At 59.9% G+C, this 19,566-nt stretch carries 18 protein-coding genes; 8 read left to right on the top strand and 10 right to left on the bottom strand.

Annotated features, from left to right (window positions below; genetic code table 11):
• Nucleotides 1–22 precede the first annotated feature (22 nt).
• The 9 genes from EXY20_RS17810 to EXY20_RS17770 all read right to left on the bottom strand — a co-directional run bounded on the left by EXY20_RS17810 (nucleotide 23) and on the right by EXY20_RS17770 (nucleotide 8,968).
• The gene (locus EXY20_RS17810; RefSeq protein ID WP_135553453.1) at nucleotides 23–700 is read right to left on the bottom strand and encodes an ABC transporter ATP-binding protein; all 678 of its coding nucleotides are present in this window, start codon (nucleotides 698–700) and stop codon (nucleotides 23–25) included.
• Nucleotides 697–1,824 carry an ABC transporter permease gene (locus EXY20_RS17805; protein ID WP_135553452.1) on the bottom strand — a complete coding sequence of 376 codons (1,128 nt, stop codon included), beginning with the start codon at nucleotides 1,822–1,824 and terminating at the stop codon, nucleotides 697–699. Before EXY20_RS17805 ends, EXY20_RS17810 begins: the two co-directional genes overlap by 4 nt.
• 63 nt (nucleotides 1,825–1,887) lie before the next feature.
• Nucleotides 1,888–3,267 carry a sensor histidine kinase gene (locus EXY20_RS17800; protein WP_135553451.1) on the bottom strand — a complete coding sequence of 460 codons (1,380 nt, stop codon included), beginning with the start codon at nucleotides 3,265–3,267 and terminating at the stop codon, nucleotides 1,888–1,890.
• On the bottom strand, nucleotides 3,268–3,942 hold the full coding sequence (locus tag EXY20_RS17795; RefSeq protein WP_135553450.1) for a response regulator transcription factor: 675 nt from the start codon (nucleotides 3,940–3,942) through the stop codon (nucleotides 3,268–3,270). It lies immediately after the preceding gene.
• A 113-nt stretch (nucleotides 3,943–4,055) separates the two neighbouring features.
• Entirely contained in the window at nucleotides 4,056–5,471 is a 1,416-nt protein-coding gene (locus tag EXY20_RS17790) for a HEAT repeat domain-containing protein (RefSeq protein ID WP_135553449.1), read from the bottom strand.
• 141 nt (nucleotides 5,472–5,612) lie between these two features.
• A complete protein-coding gene (locus tag EXY20_RS17785; RefSeq protein WP_135553448.1) occupies nucleotides 5,613–6,464 on the bottom strand; it encodes an AraC family transcriptional regulator in 852 nt (283 codons plus the stop codon).
• 23 nt (nucleotides 6,465–6,487) lie between these two features.
• Complete coding sequence (gene uvsE / locus EXY20_RS17780; protein ID WP_135553447.1) at nucleotides 6,488–7,453, bottom strand: UV DNA damage repair endonuclease UvsE; 966 nt, start codon at nucleotides 7,451–7,453, stop codon at nucleotides 6,488–6,490.
• 134 nt (nucleotides 7,454–7,587) lie between these two features.
• A complete protein-coding gene (locus EXY20_RS17775) occupies nucleotides 7,588–8,370 on the bottom strand; it encodes an anti-sigma factor (RefSeq protein WP_135553446.1) in 783 nt (260 codons plus the stop codon).
• Nucleotides 8,351–8,968 (bottom strand): sigma-70 family RNA polymerase sigma factor, encoded by a 618-nt coding sequence (locus tag EXY20_RS17770; protein WP_135553445.1) that lies wholly within the window; start codon nucleotides 8,966–8,968, stop codon nucleotides 8,351–8,353. The genes EXY20_RS17775 and EXY20_RS17770 overlap by 20 nt, the downstream gene beginning before the upstream one ends.
• A 717-nt stretch (nucleotides 8,969–9,685) precedes the next feature.
• Between EXY20_RS17770 and EXY20_RS17765 the strand changes: the two genes are divergently transcribed.
• The 4 genes from EXY20_RS17765 (at nucleotide 9,686) to EXY20_RS17750 (ending at nucleotide 13,579) form a co-directional block, all read left to right on the top strand.
• Entirely contained in the window at nucleotides 9,686–10,840 is a 1,155-nt protein-coding gene (locus tag EXY20_RS17765) for a COG1470 family protein (protein WP_135553444.1), read from the top strand.
• A 2-nt stretch (nucleotides 10,841–10,842) separates the two neighbouring features.
• On the top strand, nucleotides 10,843–11,817 hold the full coding sequence (locus EXY20_RS17760) for an ABC transporter ATP-binding protein (protein ID WP_135553443.1): 975 nt from the start codon (nucleotides 10,843–10,845) through the stop codon (nucleotides 11,815–11,817).
• Nucleotides 11,783–12,820 carry an ABC transporter permease gene (locus EXY20_RS17755; RefSeq protein ID WP_235886082.1) on the top strand — a complete coding sequence of 346 codons (1,038 nt, stop codon included), beginning with the start codon at nucleotides 11,783–11,785 and terminating at the stop codon, nucleotides 12,818–12,820. Before EXY20_RS17760 ends, EXY20_RS17755 begins: the two co-directional genes overlap by 35 nt.
• Nucleotides 12,821–12,982: 162 nt before the next feature.
• A complete protein-coding gene (locus EXY20_RS17750) occupies nucleotides 12,983–13,579 on the top strand; it encodes a Uma2 family endonuclease (protein ID WP_135553441.1) in 597 nt (198 codons plus the stop codon).
• 32 nt (nucleotides 13,580–13,611) lie between these two features.
• Here EXY20_RS17750 and EXY20_RS17745 read toward each other — a convergent pair whose 3' ends face one another.
• Nucleotides 13,612–13,932: a hypothetical protein gene (locus EXY20_RS17745; protein ID WP_135553440.1), complete on the bottom strand. Its 321-nt coding sequence runs from the start codon at nucleotides 13,930–13,932 to the stop codon at nucleotides 13,612–13,614.
• Nucleotides 13,933–14,100: 168 nt separating this feature from the next.
• Between EXY20_RS17745 and EXY20_RS17740 the strand changes: the two genes are divergently transcribed.
• The 4 genes from EXY20_RS17740 to EXY20_RS17725 all read left to right on the top strand — a co-directional run bounded on the left by EXY20_RS17740 (nucleotide 14,101) and on the right by EXY20_RS17725 (nucleotide 19,554).
• Nucleotides 14,101–15,063 carry an ABC transporter permease gene (locus EXY20_RS17740; RefSeq protein WP_235886081.1) on the top strand — a complete coding sequence of 321 codons (963 nt, stop codon included), beginning with the start codon at nucleotides 14,101–14,103 and terminating at the stop codon, nucleotides 15,061–15,063.
• Nucleotides 15,064–15,076: 13 nt separating this feature from the next.
• Nucleotides 15,077–15,952 (top strand): carbohydrate ABC transporter permease, encoded by an 876-nt coding sequence (locus tag EXY20_RS17735; protein ID WP_135553439.1) that lies wholly within the window; start codon nucleotides 15,077–15,079, stop codon nucleotides 15,950–15,952.
• 71 nt (nucleotides 15,953–16,023) lie between these two features.
• Entirely contained in the window at nucleotides 16,024–17,613 is a 1,590-nt protein-coding gene (locus EXY20_RS17730; protein ID WP_135553438.1) for an extracellular solute-binding protein, read from the top strand.
• 162 nt (nucleotides 17,614–17,775) lie between these two features.
• On the top strand, nucleotides 17,776–19,554 hold the full coding sequence (locus tag EXY20_RS17725) for a cache domain-containing sensor histidine kinase (protein ID WP_135553437.1): 1,779 nt from the start codon (nucleotides 17,776–17,778) through the stop codon (nucleotides 19,552–19,554).
• The last annotated feature ends 12 nt before the right edge of the window (nucleotides 19,555–19,566 follow it).

The raw sequence follows: 19,566 nt of genomic DNA, 5'->3' as shown, positions 1-19,566 counted from the left end.
CGACCGCACGGCTTGCTGCTTCCTACTTTTCGGCCAGACCGCCGTTCGTTAAATAAAGCACGCGGTCGCACAGCGGCACAACGCGTTCGTCATGCGTCACCATGACTGCGCTTTTGCCCGACTGCTTCACTTCGCCGGCGATCAAACGTACGACATCCATCCCCCTGGAGGCATCCAGGCTCGCTGTCGGCTCGTCGGCCAGAAGCACGGCCGGATCGTTCATCAGCGCTCTGGCGATGGCCGCACGCTGGCGTTCGCCTCCCGACAGCTTCTCGGGATACGCACTTCCGCGGTGGCTCAAGCCGAGCTTGTGCAGCATGTCGCGCGAGCGTCCGGCCGCCTTCATTCGGTCCATTCCCCCCAGCCTTGCGACAAACAACAGCTGCTCTTCCACCTTTAAATAAGGAATCAGGTGCGCGCTTTGGAAAATAAACCCCAGCTTATGCAGCCGCATGGCGGCCAATTCCTGCCCGTTTTTGCCGGATATCGCTTCCCCGTCCACATAAACTTCCCCGCCCGTCGGCTCCAGCAGCGCGCCGGCGATCGACAGAAATGTGCTTTTCCCGGAACCGGAAGGCCCCATAACGGCGACCAGTTCGCCTTCCGCCACTTGCACGTTCAGTTGGTCCAGCACCGTTCGCTGCATGCCGCCGTCCTCGAACGTATGCGTAATATTTTGCAGGATCAGCCTGTGTTTCATGCCGCAGCCCTCCCAATCGCGTCCAAGGCGTCGATTCGGGTCACTTTCCAGACCGAAAGCAACGATCCGGCTAGCGACATCGCGATAAAAGCGACGCTCGTCAGCGCCAGATCGGATACAGGAAGCCGGAACGGCATGCCGGCGGGCAAACCGGCTTCCACCGCCTGGACAAGCAGGATGGCGACTGTAAGGCTGCCCGCGGCCAAAACCAGCACCTGAAGCGTGACGCTGCGCGCCAGGTAGGCGGATCGGGCGCCGATCGCTTTCAGAATGCCGAACTGGCTGCTCTTCTGAATGGTAATGACGTAAAAAAATACCGCCAGAACGAAAGATGCGATAATAAACAGGAATACGATCATCATCATCAGCGAGCCTTGTTCTTCCTTGTAGCCCGGAATGGCCGAAACGGCTTGCGATTTGGCCACGACTTCGGCATCCGGCAGCAGATCCGCAAGCTGCTTCGCCTGCTGCTTGTTCGCCTTCACGGCAATCGCGCTGTAGGTCGTGCCGGCCTCTGCCGAAGCCACTCCCGGCCGCGCCGAAGCCGCCGACTGAATTTGCCGCCAGTCGGACTCGTTCAGGAATACCGCCGGCGAATGGCTGAACGATTCATGGCTGACGAACCCGCCGACCGTCCATTTCAAGCCGGAAGCCGAATCGACGATCACGTCGCCAAGGCCGATCCCCGAATCCTTCAGTTTGCTGTCGACCACCGCTTGGCCCGACTTCTGCGACGAAATGGCCGCCCCGGCGGTTACCGGGGGCATCAGCCAGCCTTCCGGCCTGATCCCGAGAAGCGTCACGTCGAGCTTGAGGGCGGTTCCTTCGGCCGTTACGGTTGCCATCCTGACTCCCAGCGGCTGCGCATACTCTTCTCCCGTTATGGAGCCGGCCGCTGCCAGGTCCTTTTCACCGATTTGCGAGCGGGTGAACCGATGATTCGAATCTTTCTCCATAATAAAATGGGTTGCGGTCATATTCTGAATCGATGCCGCGTTGTCATAAGCGAGACCGCGCGCAAGTCCGGTAACGAACAGGACCAGGAAAGCGACCAGCAGCATAATGGTTGCCAGCAGCGAATACCGGACTTTGGCGAATCTCATCTCCCGAATGGCCAGATACATTGCGCTTCCCTCCTTGATGGTTCCAGTGTAGGGGGCGAAAATGAACGGCGCGTGAATAACTCATTACAAAACGGGAAGCGTTACGATGAACTGTGTGCCGGCTCCGGGCGCGCTGGTTGCTTCGACGTTTCCTTCGTGCAGCAGCACAATCTTCTTCACGATGGCGAGTCCAAGGCCGGTTCGGCCGGAAGCGCGCTCGCGCGCGCTGTCGACGCGGTAGAACCGGTCGAACAGAAACGGCAGATGCTCCGCAGGGATCCCGTCCCCGGTATCCGCAATAACGACGCGCGCACAAGACGACGTCATCTCTGCGCGGATTTCAATTTCCCGGCCGGGCGGAATATGGTTCACCGCATTGCCGAGCAAATTGATCCACACCTGCATCAATAACACGTCATCGCCGCAAATCGAAATCGACTCCGGAACGGAAAGCTTCAGCAGCAGCTCCTTCTCTTCCAGCTGCCATTGCAGCATCTCGGCTGCTTGACGAATTTGGCCGCGCAAGGCGAACTGCTTCTTGTTCAGCGCCTCTCCCCCTTGCTCCAGAGAAGAAAGCAGCAGCAGCTGTTTGCCCAGCAAGGAAAGATGGCGGCTTTCGGCTTCAACAATCGCCGCATATTGCTCCCGTTCCTCCTGCGGCAAATCGCTCTGCGCCAATATTTTGGCAAAGCCCTGGATCGAAGCGAGCGGCGACTGAAATTCATGCGACACATTCGACACAAACTGCTGGCGCGCAAGGTCGACCCGTTCCAGCTCCCGGCTCATCGTCGTGAAGTGTCCGGCCAATTGACCGATTTCGTCTCGCCTTCCGGCTGTCAGCCGCAGATTGTAATTTCCTTGCGCTAACCGCCTTGTCGCTTCGGTGAGCCTCGTAATCGGCTTGACGATGTAGCGGGTGCTGATGACAAAAAGCAGCATGCTGATGATGACGGTCAGCAAACCGACCAAAGCAAAAAAAGAGCGAAGCTCGCCGAACTGCAGCAGCACGTCCGGCCGCATGAACAAGGCATACGGCTTCGCCGCCAATTGAACGGGGACGCCTACCGTGTTGCTCAGGCGGTTGTCGAAGAAGCCGGAGACGAACGGCTTGTTCGGAAACTGCGCCACGCCGTGGTAGACGCCGCCGCCAATCACCAGCGCGACGTCCCGCTCGTCCAGATCCTGTTGACGAAAGCTTTTTCCATAAAATTGATTATCCGCTTTCCCGTCCGTCACATAGATTTCATAGCCGAGAGCGGCGGCATTGCGCAGATAACGATCCATGCCGGCAGGCTCCGCTTCAATAAACCGCTTCATCTCCTCCGCGATGGACACAAGCTTCCCGTCGTTATAAGGCTTCAGCTTGACATGGTAATAAATGTTCGATGCGAAAAAACCGAGCATGCTGCTGGCGAAAATAACGGCCAATGTGATCAGCAGCACCCGGCTGTAAAGCGTCTTCATTTATTCGCTCACCACCATCTTGTAGCCGATGCCCCGTACCGTCTGAATCGTAAAGTCGTCGGCGTAATCGGCAAACCGCTGGCGGAGCCGTTTGATATGGACGTCGACCGTCCTGTCGTCTCCCTCGTAATCCGCTCCCCATACGAGAAGGATCAACTCGTCGCGCGAAAACAGACGCCCCGGATATTGCGCCAGCTGAGCCAGCAGCTCGAACTCTTTCATCGGCAGCAAAAAAACTGTTTGACCGTCGGTAACTTCCACGTTTCTGCGGTCGATGGCGATGCGATGCAGGCGGATCGTATCGTTCGAAGCCCGGCTGTAGCGGCGGAACAGCGCCTTGACCCGGAAGAGCAGCTCCTCCGGCTCGAACGGTTTGGTCACGTAGTCGTCCGTCCCGCGAAGATAGCCTTGTTCCTTATCCGACAGTTGGTCTTTGGCGGTAAGCATAATAATCGGGATGTCGTAATGGTGCCGAATATGCCCGCACAGCTCAAACCCGTCCATATGCGGCATCATGACATCGATGATGGCGATGTCGATCGGCTCGGACTGCATCACCTTCACCGCCTCGGCCCCGTCCCGCGCTTCGTGCACGCTGAAGCCTTCGCGGGTCATGACATAACGGACCAGCGCCCGGATATGCGGATCGTCGTCTGCCAGCAGCAGATGGTTCATCGCGATCCCTCTTTTCCTCGGAGTTTTCAGACACGCCCTAGCATAGCACAAATCGAAAAGAGGCGCCCCAAGGTCGACTGACCTTTCGGGGCACCCCTTTTAATAGGCGCGATTTACGGATAAAACGTGCTCGCCGGCGTCGTCGAAGGGCACCAGCGGGCGCCCCGGAGAAACTCGAGCAGCGCGTCCTTCGCCTGCTCCGTGCCGATGTAGTACAGCGCCTCCGCCGCATGCGCGCGTACGTAGCGGTTGTCGTCCTCCATCGCGCGCACGAGCGCGGGCACGGCCGCTTCCGCCGTCGCGCCCAGCTTGCACAGCGCCAGCCCGGCCGTGAAGCGCACCTGCGCGTTCCCGTCGCCGAGCGCTTCGGCCAGCGCCGCCACAAGCGCAGCGCCCGCGGTCCCGCCCGCGCCGATGCAGCCGAGCGCTTCCACTGCCGCGCAGCGCACGGGAGCGGACGCGTCGCCCAGCTTCGCGGCCAGCGCCTCTGCCGCTCCCGCCGCGGCGGCGCCTTGCTCGCCGAGCGCAAACGCCGCATGCGCGGCCGTCTGCTCGCGCTCCGCGCCGAGCGCGGCGACAAGCCCCGGCACCGCCTGCGGCCCGGCGACGGCAAGTCCGTACGCGGCGCACCGCGACGCTTGCTTCGCTTCGCCGTGCAGCGCCGCCAGCAGCGCGGCCCGGCCCGGCTCGCCAAGCGCAGCCAGCGCGTAGGCCGCGTCCAGCGCAGCCGGCTCGTCGGCGCCGGCCAATGCGGCGGCAAGCTCGCCCGCGCGAGCCGCCGACCCGTCAACCGCTGCCGCAACGCCGCCGCGGCCCTGCAGCCAATGCCACGACTCCCGCCACAGCGCCTCCTGCCGGCGAACCGAAGGATCGAGCGAGGCCGGCAGTCGCCATTCGCGCTCGCGATTGTCCCAGCTCGGCGAGGTCGGCAGCTCCGTACGCATGAACTCGAACTTGAGCATGTACCGCTCCTTGCCGGCGGTGTTCGCCGTCGAACGATGCCAGATGTCGTAATGAATCAGCGCAAACGTGCCCGCTTTTCCGCTCGCTTTGGCCTCCGCCTCGTGCTCGTCTCCCGCAAACGTGCGCGACTCGTAATACTGCGTGCCCGGCATCACGCCCGTCGGCCCGAGCTCCAGCGGCGTATCCTGCGGAAAATACATGATCATCGCCCACCACGGCCGAAGATGCCGGGTGTAAGAGTAGCCCCAGTAACTGTCCTTGTGCCAGCCGCCCGGCTTCGGCGAGTTGTTGAAATGGCCGTGCCGGTGCGCATGCAGCATGTAGTTCGGTCCAAGCACGCTGGTCAGCGCGCCGCGCACGATCTTGTGGTCGAACACCTGGCGAAGCTCGCGGATGCGCGGCAGCAAATTGTTGCCCGGGTTGCCTTCCTTGCTGTACACCTCGTTCAATTGGCCGAGCAGCCGCTCGTGAAACGCATCGGAAAAGTCCGTCTGCAAAATCAAATACCCTTGCGCCAAAAACGTACGCATCTGTTCGTCGCTCAGCAATTGCAGTTGATTGGTCATGGTTGTCCTCCGCCATCGTGGTTTGCGCCGGCCGGCAATGCATGCCCCGGCTGCTGACCTTATTGTAACGGCGGGCAGTACGGACATGAAATGACCGATCCTCACTTCCATTTGCATAAAACTAACCTGTTTTCGGCGCAATCAGTCCTGCTGTCCGAACGTATGGCGGTATTCGGTCGGCGACATGCCGACCGCTTTGCGGAAGCTGCGCGAAAAATAATACAGCTCCATGCCCAGCTCTCCGGCGATTTCCGAAATCGATTTGCCGGTCGTCGACAGCTGCAGCTTCGCTTTGTCCATCCGCAAGCGGTGCACGTACTGCATGGGCGGAATGCCGACCAATTCGTGAAAATGGCGGATAAAATAGTTCGGGTGAAAATGGATATGTTCGGCCATTTGCGGGATCGTAATATTTTCGTGCAAATGCCGTTCGATAAACGCCAGGATGCGCTGGATTTTGTGCATCTGTTCGTCTTCCACGACCGCTTCCGGCTCGTATTGGCCGGCGAACGCCGTCTCCAGAAATTCGCTGACGATTTCGAGCAGCACCGCTTTCTGCAGCAGCCCGGCGGTCACTTGCGGACTGCGGTACGCTACGATCAGCCGGCGGAACAGCTCGATCATTCGCTCCTGATCCGGCACGTCGATCCAGTAGGGCGATTTGAGAAACCGGAACAGGTTCGCATCGCCAAGGTTGGCGGTGAAGTGGCACCAAAGCTTGCCGAACGGATTGTCGCCGTTTGTTGTGAAGTACGACTGGGTAACCCCGGACGGCATGACGAACAGTTGCCCGGGCTTGGGATAATACGTCGTCCCGTCGATGACGAGCGCCCCTTCGCCCTCCTGAATATAGTAAAATCGGTTGAACTCGGGGACAAAATTGTACTGCCGCCATCTGCTGTCCACCTTCGTATAGGCAGCCAGCGACAATTGGCACTGCACGTTCGCCAGCACGCCTCTTAGCCGCGACAGCGATTTGACCGATTTGCGCATGGAATGTGACAACCCTTTCTCCGCTACCTGAAGGTGGCAATCGTCGCCCCGTCGACCGGAACGATTCCCGGTTCCCCGCGCAGCTCCTCCATCAGCCGCAGCAAGGCTGCGTCCTTGGCCTTCGCTTCCAGCATCACGTCGAGCCGCTCCGTCTCCGGCGCAATCGCGCGCAGGAAGCGGAGCAGCTCCGCCGCATCGACGTAGTCGGCATGGGCGCGCGGTTCGCGTTCGCTGCGCGGGCTCGAAGCATGAATTTTGGGCGGCACCCGCTGCCCGGACCACGTCCGCGCGATGCGCGGCCAGAGCCGGACGGCGTCCTCCCCGTCATGGTTCACCATATGGTGGTGAATGTCCAGCACCATCGGCGCGCCGACCTGCTCGCACACGGCCAGCGTTTCCGCCGCGGTGAACGTTTTGTCGTCGTTCTCCAGCGTCAGCCGGCGCTTGACGCCGTCGTCCAGCCGCGCGTAGTTGCCGCAGAAGCGCGCCGCAGCCGCCGCTTTGTCGCCGTAGGCGCCGCCGATATGGATGTTGCTTTTGGCCGTGTCGTCCAGCCCCATCAGTTCGAGATACCGCACGTGCCGGCGCAGGTCGGCGATCGAGCTCGCCAGCACATCCTCGCGCGGCGTGCTCAGCAGTGTAAAATGGTCGGGATGAAACCCCGTCCGCATCCCGTGCTCCCGCACGTAAGCGCCGATCGCCGCAAAGGCGGGCGCCAGCTGCGGCAGCGGGTCCCAGTCCGCCACGTCGCCGTGCCCGATCAGCGGCACCAGCTTGGAGGAGAAGCGGTACAGGTGAATATCGTGCGCCTTGTTGTGGCGCAGGAGGCGCAGCGTGTTGGCGAGGTTCTCCCCGGCGATGCGCGCGAGCCGCCTTAGCGCGGCGTCGCGGTCCGGCAGCTTGCGGAAGCCGGTCAGCGTCATTGTTTTGGCAGGCGAGGCGTTGTCGACCAGCAGGGACATGGCGACGTAACCGAAACGTACAAGCATGCGCATCACTCCGCGTCTGTCGAATCGTAGAGCCCTGTTGGCGTTACGATTCCCCGATCCGGTCCGGTTCAGCCTGAAGCGAGTCTACCATATCGGCTTGCAAAAGCAAACGGGTTCCGCGCCCGCTTCGCCCTTCACTCCAGTTCTACCGCGCCTCCGGCCACATGCCGCTGCTTCAGCACGACCCACATATGCCCGGCGTCGGTGGGCAGCCGGCTGCCGCCTTTGGGCTCGAGGCTGATCGCCAGGCCGCGCAAATCGCCGAGCCGTTCGCCGCGGTAGTATACATGGCTTGTGCCGCTTCCGGAGCGAAGCACGCCGGCGCTGGCGTACTCGTCGCCCGTGACGATCCACGCCTGGTAATCGCGATCGCGCAGGGGAGCGAGCCCCTCCATCACGACCAGCACCTCCTGCGAACGCCGGTTCATCCAGACGTAGCCGGTTACGCCTCCCGCGTCCGCCGCCTGCCCTGGCTTAAAAGCGAACTTGACCGTTTCCGGCTTGAGCGCGATGTCCATATGCGGAATCGTGCCGTCCTGCGGCGCCGGTTCTCCCGGCGCACTCGCCGGCGACGACAAGTACAACGCCAATGCGAGCATGCACATGGCGACGGCTGCCAAGGCGTGCGATTGCCGTCGCGGCTGCAGGCGCCGGAGGAACGCGGCCGCGCGCCGGCGCCGGACGGCATGGGCGAGCCGCTTTCGCAGCGTGGCCGGCGGCGCAGCCGTTGGCGTTGGCGTTGGAGCCGGCGCTGGCGCGTCAAGCAGCCTGCGCCATTCCTCGTACATGGCGGCACAATCGGCGCAGCCGGCGATATGCCGCCATACTTCCCGCTCCCGCCTGTCGCCGAGCCGGCCAAGGGCGCAGTCGACGATCGTTTCTTCGGGCATTCCGCATTTACTGGGGTTTGCCGCCATAGATGCGCCCCTCCCCTGCCGAACCGGATTGCGGCGAGTCGCCCCAGCCGAGCTGCTCCATTTTCCGTCGCAAATTGCCGAGGCCGTAACGAACGAGCGATTTCACCGTGCCGAGCGGCCGCTCCAGCGTCTTTGCCAGCTCCTGCTGCGTGCGATGCTCGTAATACATGCCGCGCAGCGCCTGCTGCTGCCGGCTCGGAATTTGCCGCATCGCCTCGCGCAGCGATTCGCGCTGCAGGTTGACGAGCACGCGCTCCTCTGCCGTCGTCGTCTCGGCCCTTTCCGCCGCGGCGCTGCCGACGACCGTGCGCTTGCGTTGCCTCAGCCGGTCGATGCAGCGGCTGCGCGTTTTTACCGCGAGCCACGCCTCGACGCTGCCGCGCGCCGGGTCGAACTTCCCCGGCTTCTGCAGCACCTCGAGGAAGATGTCGTGGCACGCATCTTCCGCTTCCATCGCGTCGCCCAGCATGTGGGCGGCGATTTTGTAGATGAGCCCCGCGTATCGCGAGTAGAACCGATCGAACGCATCCATGCTGCCGTCCGCCATTTCGCGCAGCAGCGCGGCCGCATTTTCCGTGTCGCAAGCGGTTTCGCGCATGTTGAACCCCTCCCGTCGTTCCCTCCGGCTCCCGTACCTTGCCTCTCTCTTTACTGCATTTGTAGCAGAAAAACAGCCGGAATTGAAGGATCCGGCCCGCATTTTTATGTTGTTTTAAGCGAAAATTTACCTTATTTTCAGCTTTCTCGCCAAGGGCGCGATGCGCTGAATTTCCGCGAATCCGACGGGGTTTGTTTTTTGCCTCGTTTACCAGTGGAGAGCCGATTGGTTGGTTTTTCCTTCCCGCTTCGATTGGATTGGATTCGAAAAGAGATCCATTCTCCGCCTTATTTGTCAGAGTCCTCCCAGTGACAGCGATTTAAGTCGGTTTTTCCGCCTTATTTGCCCGGGTCCTCCCAGCGGCAGCGAGTTACGTCGGTTTTTCCGCCTTATTTGCCCGGGCCCTCCCAGCGGCAACGATTTAAGTCGGTTTTTCCGCCTTATTTGCCCGGGTCCTCCCAGCGGCAGCGAGTTACGTCGGTTTTTCCGCCTTATTTGCCCCGGTCCAGGCAAACTGTTCGTTTATGCGCGATGACGATAGTCATTTGGGCCGGATTTGACGCTCTCCCCACTCGTGAATCGACGGCCTCTTTTTTATCCTCTATTTTCCGCCCCCTCCGTTTCCCCTGGAAATAAATAAATTCCGGCGCGGTAAATCCAAACGGCGGCGAGCGCCGTACTCAGGGTGATTCATTTCATATTCAGGAGGTCATCGACATGAGGAAAAGAAGGTTGCTGGGCGGGCTGCTCGCCGCCCTGCTGATGCTGGCGCCGCTCCCGCTCGGCGGCAAAGCGAGCGCCGCGGACGCGTCAATCGAGCTGTTCACGCCGTATACAAGCATATCCGTTCCCCCGGGGGAAGTCGTATCGTACGATATCCAGGCGATCAACGGCAGCACCTCGATCCAGAGCGTCGATCTGGCGGTCAAGATGCCTTCCGCCGACTGGAAATACGAGCTGACCGCCGGCGGCAAAAACATTTCCCGCCTGTCCGTCAAACCGAACGAACCGCAATCGCTCAGCCTGCAAGTTACCGTGCCGCAAAAAATCGACAAAGGCGACTACGCGTTCGGCGTGCTGGCGAACGGCGCAACGGCGCTGCCGCTGAACGTGACGATTTCCGAGCAGGGCACGTTCAACACCGAAGCGACGGTAGCGCAGCCGAACGTCGAAGGCCACGCCGACGCCACGTTCAGCTACAGCATGACGATCAAGAACCGCACGCTGGAGAAGCAGCTGTACGCGCTCAAATCCGACGTCCCCCAAGGCTGGACGATCACCTACAACGTCAGCGACAAAAGCGTAACATCGGTGCCGGTCGACCCCGGCAACTCGGAAACGGTAAGCATTACGCTCGACCCGCCGGATCAAATCAAAGCCGGCTCGTACAAAATTCCCGTCACCATCGCCGGCAGCGGCACCCAGTCCAACGCCCTACTCGAAGCGGTCGTCACCGGCTCGTACGGCTTGACGCTCGGGACGCCGAGCGGCGTGCTCAGCACCGACATCACCTCGGGCAAAACTCGCAAGCTGACGCTCCAGGTGACGAACAGCGGCTCCGCCGATCTGAAGGACGTGCAGCTGTCCACCAGCGCGCCGGTCGATTGGGAAGTATCGTTTGCGCCGCAGAAAATCGACAATCTGGCCGCCGGCCAGTCGGCCCAGGTGGAAGCGACGATCAAGGCGAGCGGCAAATCGATCGCCGGCGACTACGTCGTGCAAATGACCGCCAGCTCGCCGGAGAAATCGGCCGACGCCCAATTCCGCGTCGCCGTCAAAACGTCGATGCTGTGGGGCTGGATCGGCGTCATTATTATTTTGCTGGTAGCGGGGGGCATCTACTACTTGTTCCGCAAATACGGGAGGCGGTAACCGTGGGCGAACCGATCATCGAGCTGTACGGCTTGTGCAAACAATACGGCGAACAAACCGCGGTCGACCGGCTCACGCTTACGGTGAACAAAGGGGAAATATTCGGCTTGCTCGGTCCGAACGGGGCGGGCAAATCGACCACGATTCTGATGATGCTCGGGCTGACCGAACCTACCTCCGGCACCGTCAAAGTGTGCGGGCTCGATTCGACCCGCCAGCCGCTGCAGGTGAAGAAACGCGTCGGCTACTTGCCGGACGACGTCGGCTTCTATGAAGACCGCAGCGGCTACGAGAACCTGCTGTTTACGGCCGCGCTAAACCGGATCGAACGGCCGGTCGCCGAACGCCGCGCGCGCGAGCTGCTCGACCGGGTTGGGCTCGGCGAAGCCGCCCGCAAGAAGGCCGGCGCCTACTCGCGCGGCATGCGGCAGCGGCTCGGGCTGGCCGACGTGCTGATCAAGCAGCCCGAAGTCGTCGTGCTTGACGAACCGACGCTCGGCATCGATCCCGAAGGGGTGCGCGAGCTGCTTGAGCTCATCCGCCGGCTCAGCCGCGACGAAGGCATCACCGTGCTGCTGTCGTCGCACCATCTGCACCAAGTGCAGCAAATTTGCGATCGCGTCGGCCTGTTCGTCCGCGGTCAACTGCTGGCCGAAGGCACCGTCGAAGCGTTGTCGCGGCAATTGTTCGAAGGCGAGCCGATCGGCATCACGGTGGCGGCCGAACCGCTGACCGACGAGCTGATCGCGCTCATTGCCGGAATTCCCGGCGTGATTGCGGTGGAGCGGGACGGCGGCGCACTGCATGCGTCATGCGAAAGCGACATAACGGCCGCGATCGGCCGCACCGTCGTCGAAGCCGGCGCTGCGCTGCACCAGCTTGGCAAACGCGAGCTTGGGCTCGACGAAATTTACCACCGCTATTTTGAAGGAGGGGAGAAACGTGAAGCTGTCGCCAAATCAGGCCGGCGCAAGTGACGACGCCGCCATTGAAGCGTCCTCATCCGGCAAGGCAGGCGTTCTCCATCCGTTCTGGGTCATCGTGCGCAAAGAAATCGGCGACCACGTCCGCAGCTGGCGGTACATCGTGCTGCTGGCGCTGATGGCGCTGACGTGCATCGGTTCGTTGTACGCGGCGATCCAGGGCATTCGCCATCCCGACGCGGACACGCAGCAAACGAACGATTTGCTTGGAGACGCGTTCGTTTTTCTCAAGCTGTTTACCGAAAGCAACGGCACGCTGCCGCCGTTCATCACCTTCGTCTCTTTCATCGGCCCGCTGCTCGGCATTGGCCTCGGCTTCGACGCCGTCAACGCGGAGCGCGGCAAAGGCACGCTGAGCCGGCTCATGTCGCAGCCGATCCATCGCGATTACGTGATCAACGGCAAGTTCGTCGGCGCCCTGGCAGTCATTTCCGCCATGTTCGCCGCGCTGGTGTTCATGATGCTCGGCGTCGGCCTCGTCGTCACCGGCATTCAGCCGTCGCCGGAGGAATTTTGGCGGATGATGCTGTTCCTCGTGCTCAGCATCTGTTATGTCGCCTTCTGGCTGAACCTGGCGATCGTCTTTTCGATCCGCTTCCGCCAGGCCGCCACTTCGGCGCTGACGTGCATCGCCATCTGGATTTTTTTCAGCGTGTTTTATTCGATGATTATCGACCTGATCGGCAGCTCGACGTATCCCGGCGACGCCGCTTCCACTTCGGATCTCATCAGCCATACGCAGTGGATGCAGTTCCTGATGCGGCTGTCTCCCGGCCAGCTGTTCAGCGAAGCGACGTCGACGCTGCTCACGCCAAGCGTGCGCAATCTCGGCCCGTTGACGATGGATCAGGTCATCGGCGCGATTCCGAGCCCGCTGCCGCTCAGCCAGAGCATCCTGCTCGTTTGGCCGCAGGTGACGGCGCTGATCGCGCTGACCGCCATTTGCTTCGGCCTCTCGTACGCGCTGTTCATGCGTCAGGAAATTCGCTCGCGCTAGCGGAGTAATCGTTCGAAAACCCGCGGTATTTATGCCGTATTGACAATTGTTGGACGTTCAGGCATAATGAAGGCAATAGTGTCGGGGAAGCACCTCGCAAAGTCAAACACGGGACGTGTTTCTTTGCGGGGTGCTATTTTATTGGGATCGGGGGCCGTTCGCATGAAAAAGAAAACCTATGAAGAGGTCATTAAAGAGTCGCCCGTTACGTACGACTTGTACGCCAATATGGCCGACGACGGCAACCGCTACGAGATTGCCGACGGCGTATTGGAGCTGATGAGCCCTTCGCCTACAACAACCCATCAATCGATCATTGCCGGGTTGCACCTTAAGCTCAACGAAAGCTGCCGAAACGAATTCATTATCTTCTTATCTCCGATCGATGTCATCCTGTCCGATACGGAAGTGCGGCAGCCGGACATTGTCATGATTCATCGCACGCGAAAGTCCATCATCAGCAACAGAGGCATTAACGGCGCTCCCGATCTTGTCGTTGAAGTGGCATCCGAGCATTCGCGCAGACGGGACAAGGTGCAGAAACGTATTGCCTATGCGAAATACGGCGTTCCCGAGTACTGGATTGTTGACCTCTCCAATTTTACGCTGGAGCAATACGTACTGCATGGAGACCGCTATGAACTGATCGAAGTTTACGCCGAAGACGATACGATCCATTCCATAACGGCCCCCTGCGCCTCGTTCAGCATGAAGGAGATCGTGCAAAGCCTTCCTATTCACCCGGACATGCTGAAGTAGTCGTTTCGCGAGCAAGCGGCGTTTGCCGTGTCCTACCCCTGGTGCTCGCCGAAAAACATTTCGTCCGCCAGCGCCGTTTGCACGCGCGCTTCCTCTTCGTTCAGCTTGCGGACAAGCTCCATTTCCACTTGCGTAATTTCTTCGCCCTGGAAGTTGATTTCCGCGATCGAGGCGACGATGCGCACGATGGCGATCGCCTGATTGTCCGGCGTATACGCGATCACCTTCTGGCCGGTCGGGAACACGCGGAACCCGCTTTTGACCATTTTGCCGCGGCCGTATTCGAGCAGTTCGTCCAGCTCCTGGCGCGATTTAAACTTGCAGACGGAATTAAATTCGGTTTGAAACCCCATTCTTCGCTCCCCTTTCAGTGTTTCCTTCCCTCCATTGTACCACGCAACTCGATAATATCCGACAACAACCCATAATCTGACCCGATTGTTCCGCACCGGCGCCGGCTTTACACTGATAACAAGCACGACACTTACAGAGCCTTTACATCACGAGAGAAGGAGGAAGCCATGCTTCATAACACGCCGCACAGCAGCCCGGCAGGCGGTACGGCGGTCATCCGAAAGAAGACGAGCGCGATCCGATACATCCTGAACCATCGCGAGCTGTATTTGATGCTCGTGCCCGGCATCGTCTTTTTTCTCTTGTTCCGTTACGTTCCGCTGCTGGGAAGCGTGATCGCCTTTCAGAACTACAACATTTTCAAAGGCATGACGGGCAGCGAATGGGTCGGCTTCAAATGGTTCGAGCAAATGTTCGCGTATCCGAATTTCAAGCGGCTGCTCGGCAACACGCTCGTCATCAGCCTGTACCAGCTTGTTTTTGCGTTTCCCGCGCCCATCCTGCTGGCCTGCATGCTGAACGAGCTTCATCGGAAACGACTGAAACGCTGGATGCAAACGATTCTTTATTTGCCCCACTTCCTGTCGTGGACGATCATTTTTGCGCTGGTGTACGCCATTCTGTCTTCGCAATCGGGGCTGCTCAACCATTTTATCGTGCAGATGGGCGGAGAAGAGATTCACTTTTTGCAGAAACCCGCTTATTTCCGCACCATTATTATTGCGACCGGCATGTGGAAGGAGATGGGCTGGGGCACGATCATTTACCTCGCCGCGCTCGCCGGCATCAACCCGGCGCTGTACGAAGCGGCTACCGTCGACGGAGCGGGACGCTGGAAACAGTTTCTGCACATTACGGTGCCCGGCCTGCTGCCGGCAACGATGGTGCTGCTGCTGCTCAAGGTCGGCCACATTCTCGACATCGGCTTCGAGCAAATTTACGTCTTCCTGAACCCGGCCACGTATTCGGTCGGCGACGTAATCGACACGTATTCGTACCGCGCCGGCCTGCTCAACGGGCAATACAGCTTCTCCACCGCCATCGGATTGTTCAAGTCGGTCGTCGGTTTCGTGCTGCTGCTGATCGCCAACTGGACGAGCCGAACGACAACCGGGGAAAGCTTATACTGAAGGGAGAAGCCAGATGCATGCGAAATCGCCGGGCGAACGGATTTTCGACGCGCTGAACGCCGTCGTGCTGACCTTATTTTGCCTGCTGGTCATTGTCCCGTTCGTCCATTTGCTGGCCGCGTCCTTCAGCTCGAAGGATGCGCTCATCCACAACCTGGTCACGTTCTGGCCGGTGGACTGGACGCTCGATAATTACCGGCTCGTCTGGTACAATCAAATATTCTGGAACGCCTTCCGCATCTCGGTGCTCGTCACCGTCGCCGGAACCGCGATCAACATGTATTTGACGCTGCTGACCGCTTATCCGCTAGCCAAAACGGCGCTCAAGGGACGAAGATTGGTGCTGCTGGCGATCGTCTTTACGATGATTTTTTCGGTGCCGCTCATTCCGATGTACCTGATCGTCAAAAGCGTCGGCATGGTCAACACCTTGTGGGCGATCATGATCCCGAACGCGATCGGCGCTTTTAACCTGATTCTGTGCATCACCTTTTTCCGCGGGCTGCCGGAGGAGCTGTCCGACGCCGCCAAAGTGGACGGCATGCGCGAGCATTCGATTCTGTGGCGGATCTTCATGCCGCTGTCGCTGCCGATCGTCATGACGCTCACCCTGTTCTACGCCGTGGCGCACTGGAACAACTACATGGGGCCGCTCTTCTACATCACCGATCCGGCGATCAAGCCGCTGCAGTTGTATTTGTATGCGGTGCTGAGCCAGTTCAATACGCAGGATTCGCTGCTGAACTTGTCGGAGTCGATCGACCAGTTTTCGCCGCTTGGCATTCAGATGGCCACCGTCGGCGTGGCAACGGTGCCGATTCTGCTGATTTACCCGTTCATCCAAAAGCATTTCATCCGCGGCGCGCTGCTCGGCTCGGTCAAAGGGTAAGCGCGTACAAACGTGCGGCGACAATTAGGCATTATCACTCATTCGCATACGATTCGAAAGGGGTACAGACAATGAAAGCAACTATCGATCGAAAATGGGCGGGGGCGCTCGCGGCCGTGCTGCTCGGCTCTACATTGGCGGCTTGCTCAAGCGGCGGCAAGACAGAGGAAACCAAGGGAGCGAGCACGCAGCCGTCGACGGCCGCAAGCCCGTCCGCAAGCGCCAGCGTCAAACCGGCGGCACCGGTGAAGCTGAAAGCGTTCGAAACGGACGTCAACAACCCGATTCCGCCCGGTGACTCGATGAGTCTACCCATGATCGCGTACCTGGCGAAACAGACGAACACCAATCTCGACGTTACGTTTCTTTCCCATGGCAAATACAACGAACAGCTGCGCCTGAAGATGGCCGCGGGCGAATACCCGGACTTTTACTGGACCGGCGGCTTCGCCAACGAAGAGACGCTGGCCAACGGCATGGTGCAGCCGCTGAACGACCTGATCGACAAGTACGGCCCGAATTTGAAAAAGATCATTCCGCAGTCCGCCTGGGACGCCGTGACGCTGAAAGGCCAAATTATGGCGATCCCGCGCTTCGCCGCCGGCGGCACGGATACCGACCGTCTGCTCTACGTGCGCAAAGACTATCTCGACAAAGTCGGCGCCAAAATCCCGACCACGTCGGACGAGTTCCTCGATATGCTGCGGCTGCTGCGCGACAAGGACCCGGACGGCAACGGCAAAAACGATACGATCCCATTCGGCGGCCGGCAAAGCTTCGGCTGGATGGAAAACATTTTTGGCATGTGGGGCGTCGACCCGTCGGCGAACACAGTCTACAACAACGAAGTCATTCCCGGCTACCTGCATCCGAATATGAAAAAGGCGCTGGAGTTCATTCGCACGATGTACAAGGAGAAGCTGCTTGACCAGGAGTTCCTGTCGAACACGGGCAGCATCTTTAGCCAGAAGGTCAACTCCGGACAAATCGCGTCCTACAACCACACGGTTGAGCAAGTGGCCGACTACCAGAAAGCGATCCAGGACGCCAACAAAAACGTCAAGGTCGACGTGGTCGCCATCCCGACACCGCACGGCACGGGGTATGAAGGGCCGGTCGGCAACCGCAAAAATCCGATCAGCGTTTCGACCATCGTGATGAAAACGAGCAAAAATCCGGAAGCGGTCGTCAAGCTGTTCGACTGGATGGCGTCGGAGGAAGGGCAAGTTTACGTCGACCTTGGCATCGAAGGCGACACGTACCGCAAGGAAGGCGACAAATACGTCTACGACGCGAGCAACGACAAGAGCAAAAACCAGCGCAACGTATTCGCCGTCACGCCGCTGTACTACAATGCCAAAACGATCCCGGCCCGCTACGCGCCGGAAGCGACGCAGCGCATCGATGCGGCGTACGCGATCGCTCGCAAGGAAGGCTTGCCGAACCCGACGGTGGCCATGCCGAAGCCGAAGGCACTGTCGGAGCATCCCGAGCTGGACTGGTATTCCGGCAGCATGATCCAGGAAACGATGACCAAAATCGTGTACGGCGAACTGCCTGTCGACTACTTCGACACCTTCGTGCAAAATGTCCGCAAGCAGGGCGGGGACCAGCTGATCAAAGAAATGACCGAGTGGTACAACAATAACAAAAGCAAATAACGCGCTTCCGCCCCGCTCTTGTCCGCATACAGCCCTGGTTCGTCCGGGGCTGTATTTGCTTCGGGTGCAGGGCCAGGCGCTTTCCGGCAATGTGCGATTGCGTCCGACGGGCTCCGGTTGTAGACTGAACGGAAAGCGGGTGCGCGGGGAGCGGTGGACATCATGAAATGGCTGCAATATATAAGGGAATCGATCAAACGCAAATTGATCGTCGCATTCGTTACGGTCATTCTGCTGATCGCTTCCACCGTGGGCGTCGTGCAATACGTGCTGACGTCGTCGATGCTCCAGCTCGATCTGGAACGGTACAGCGGCCAAATATTGGAACAGGCCAATTTGAACATCAACCGCTATTTCAAGGAATACGAGCAGGCGTTTCTGTTCATCCAGGGCAGCGAAGAGTTTTACCAGTGGACGCGCGAGCAGGACAATTTTACATCGTCCTACCTGAGGCTGAACAATTTGATCTTTCAGAATTCGATCCAGCCCTTCGTGATGCAGCATCCCGAAGTGCTTTCGATTTCGCTGCTGAATCCGTACGGCTACGAGCTGCGCTACAATCCGAAATTTCCGTTCAAGCTCGGCTACAAGCTGGCGGAGCACATCATCGGCCAGCCCGAAGCCGGCACCAGCTCGCCCTACATCACGGTCAGGCGGTCGACGGACTACGAAGGCGAGCCGATCGTAGTGCTGACGCTGTCGAAACAGTTGAACTATTACGGCAGCAAGGCATATATCCAAATGGACATTTCCGTCGACCCGCTGCTGACGATCCTGCAGAAAATGAACAACGGCGAGCACCACGACCGGTATTTGCTGGACGCGGAAGGCACCATCGTCGCCCATTCCTCTGCGGAGGCGATGCTGACTCCGGTTCCCCGGGAGTACCGGGACAAGCTGCTGCAAGAGCCGTCCGGCGCGTTCATGGACAAGAAGACGAAACAATTCGTCGTGTTCGCCTCCATTCCGAATACGCCGGGCTGGAAGTCGGCGATTGAAGTGCCGTACCGCGAAGCGGCCCGTACGATTTACCTCGTCCGCGACGTAACGCTGACGGTAACGGCCGTCGGCATCGTGTGCACGGTGCTGCTGATCTACGCTTTCAGCTCGTCGCTGGTCAAACGCATCCTGCTGCTCAAGCGGCAACTGCTGCATACGAAGCTCGGCCATATCGCGCCGGGACCGGAGGTCGGCGGCACGGACGAAATCGCCCAACTCGGCCACGCTTTCAACGACATGCTGCGCAACCTCGATTCCTCGGTCGACGAGCTGGCGCGAACGCGTGGGCGCGAGCAAACGGCGATTATGACCGCCGTGCAGTCGCAGATTCATTCGCATTTTCTGTACAACTCGCTGGAGACTATCAACGCGATGGCCAGCGTGTCGGGCATGAAGCCGATCGAGGAGGCGGTCGCCGCGCTGTCCGCGATGATTCGTTATTCGTCGCGGATTCGCGATATCGCCGTGACGGTCGGCGACGAAATCGAACATACGCGGCATTACCTGGAGCTGGCCGCAATCCGCTTCGAAACGATCGAGTACCGGTATCGCGTCGACAGCTCGCTGCTGTCGGTCCGTTGCCCGAAGCTGATGCTGCAGCCCGTGCTGGAAAACGCCATCCGTCACAATGTGGAGAAGCTTGGCCTTCCGATCCGGCTGGACATTTCCGTGCGAAACTGGCGCAACCGGTACGTGCTGATCCGGATCTGCGACAACGGCGCCGGCATTCCGCCGGAAACGCTGGCCTCGCTGCGCAGCAAGATCCGCGAGGAGGACCTCGACATTCCGGACGGCGACCGCAGCATCGGGCTGCAAAATGTGGCCTACCGCATCCGGCAATTTTATCGCCGGGAAGGGTTGCAGGCGGAGCTGGCCATCGGCAACCGCCATTCCCGCGGCGGGGTGCGCGTCAACCTGATACTGCCCATGCACACATCATGACAGGGAGGTAAG

The sequence above is a fragment of the Paenibacillus cymbidii genome, from assembly GCF_004764705.1.
Lineage (GTDB): Bacteria > Bacillota > Bacilli > Paenibacillales > NBRC-103111 > Paenibacillus_AN > Paenibacillus_AN cymbidii.
Note: the sequence above shows the minus strand (reverse complement) of the source record. Positions and strands in the feature narration are given on the sequence as shown.

What these genes read in the sequence shown, in the direction of transcription:
- EXY20_RS17740 (WP_235886081.1), top strand. Translation starts at nt 14,101, where the DNA reads ATGCTTCATAACACGCCGCACAGCAGCCCGGCAGGCGGTACGGCGGTC.
- EXY20_RS17790 (WP_135553449.1), bottom strand. Translation starts at nt 5,471, where the DNA reads ATGACCAATCAACTGCAATTGCTGAGCGACGAACAGATGCGTACGTTT.
- EXY20_RS17795 (WP_135553450.1), bottom strand. Translation starts at nt 3,942, where the DNA reads ATGAACCATCTGCTGCTGGCAGACGACGATCCGCATATCCGGGCGCTG.
- uvsE (WP_135553447.1), bottom strand. Translation starts at nt 7,453, where the DNA reads ATGCTTGTACGTTTCGGTTACGTCGCCATGTCCCTGCTGGTCGACAAC.
- EXY20_RS17765 (WP_135553444.1), top strand. Translation starts at nt 9,686, where the DNA reads ATGAGGAAAAGAAGGTTGCTGGGCGGGCTGCTCGCCGCCCTGCTGATG.
- EXY20_RS17725 (WP_135553437.1), top strand. Translation starts at nt 17,776, where the DNA reads ATGAAATGGCTGCAATATATAAGGGAATCGATCAAACGCAAATTGATC.
- EXY20_RS17800 (WP_135553451.1), bottom strand. Translation starts at nt 3,267, where the DNA reads ATGAAGACGCTTTACAGCCGGGTGCTGCTGATCACATTGGCCGTTATT.
- EXY20_RS17730 (WP_135553438.1), top strand. Translation starts at nt 16,024, where the DNA reads ATGAAAGCAACTATCGATCGAAAATGGGCGGGGGCGCTCGCGGCCGTG.
- EXY20_RS17745 (WP_135553440.1), bottom strand. Translation starts at nt 13,932, where the DNA reads ATGGGGTTTCAAACCGAATTTAATTCCGTCTGCAAGTTTAAATCGCGC.
- EXY20_RS17805 (WP_135553452.1), bottom strand. Translation starts at nt 1,824, where the DNA reads ATGTATCTGGCCATTCGGGAGATGAGATTCGCCAAAGTCCGGTATTCG.
- EXY20_RS17810 (WP_135553453.1), bottom strand. Translation starts at nt 700, where the DNA reads ATGAAACACAGGCTGATCCTGCAAAATATTACGCATACGTTCGAGGAC.
- EXY20_RS17750 (WP_135553441.1), top strand. Translation starts at nt 12,983, where the DNA reads ATGAAAAAGAAAACCTATGAAGAGGTCATTAAAGAGTCGCCCGTTACG.
- EXY20_RS17770 (WP_135553445.1), bottom strand. Translation starts at nt 8,968, where the DNA reads ATGCGCGAAACCGCTTGCGACACGGAAAATGCGGCCGCGCTGCTGCGC.
- EXY20_RS17775 (WP_135553446.1), bottom strand. Translation starts at nt 8,370, where the DNA reads ATGGCGGCAAACCCCAGTAAATGCGGAATGCCCGAAGAAACGATCGTC.
- EXY20_RS17785 (WP_135553448.1), bottom strand. Translation starts at nt 6,464, where the DNA reads ATGCGCAAATCGGTCAAATCGCTGTCGCGGCTAAGAGGCGTGCTGGCG.
- EXY20_RS17735 (WP_135553439.1), top strand. Translation starts at nt 15,077, where the DNA reads ATGCATGCGAAATCGCCGGGCGAACGGATTTTCGACGCGCTGAACGCC.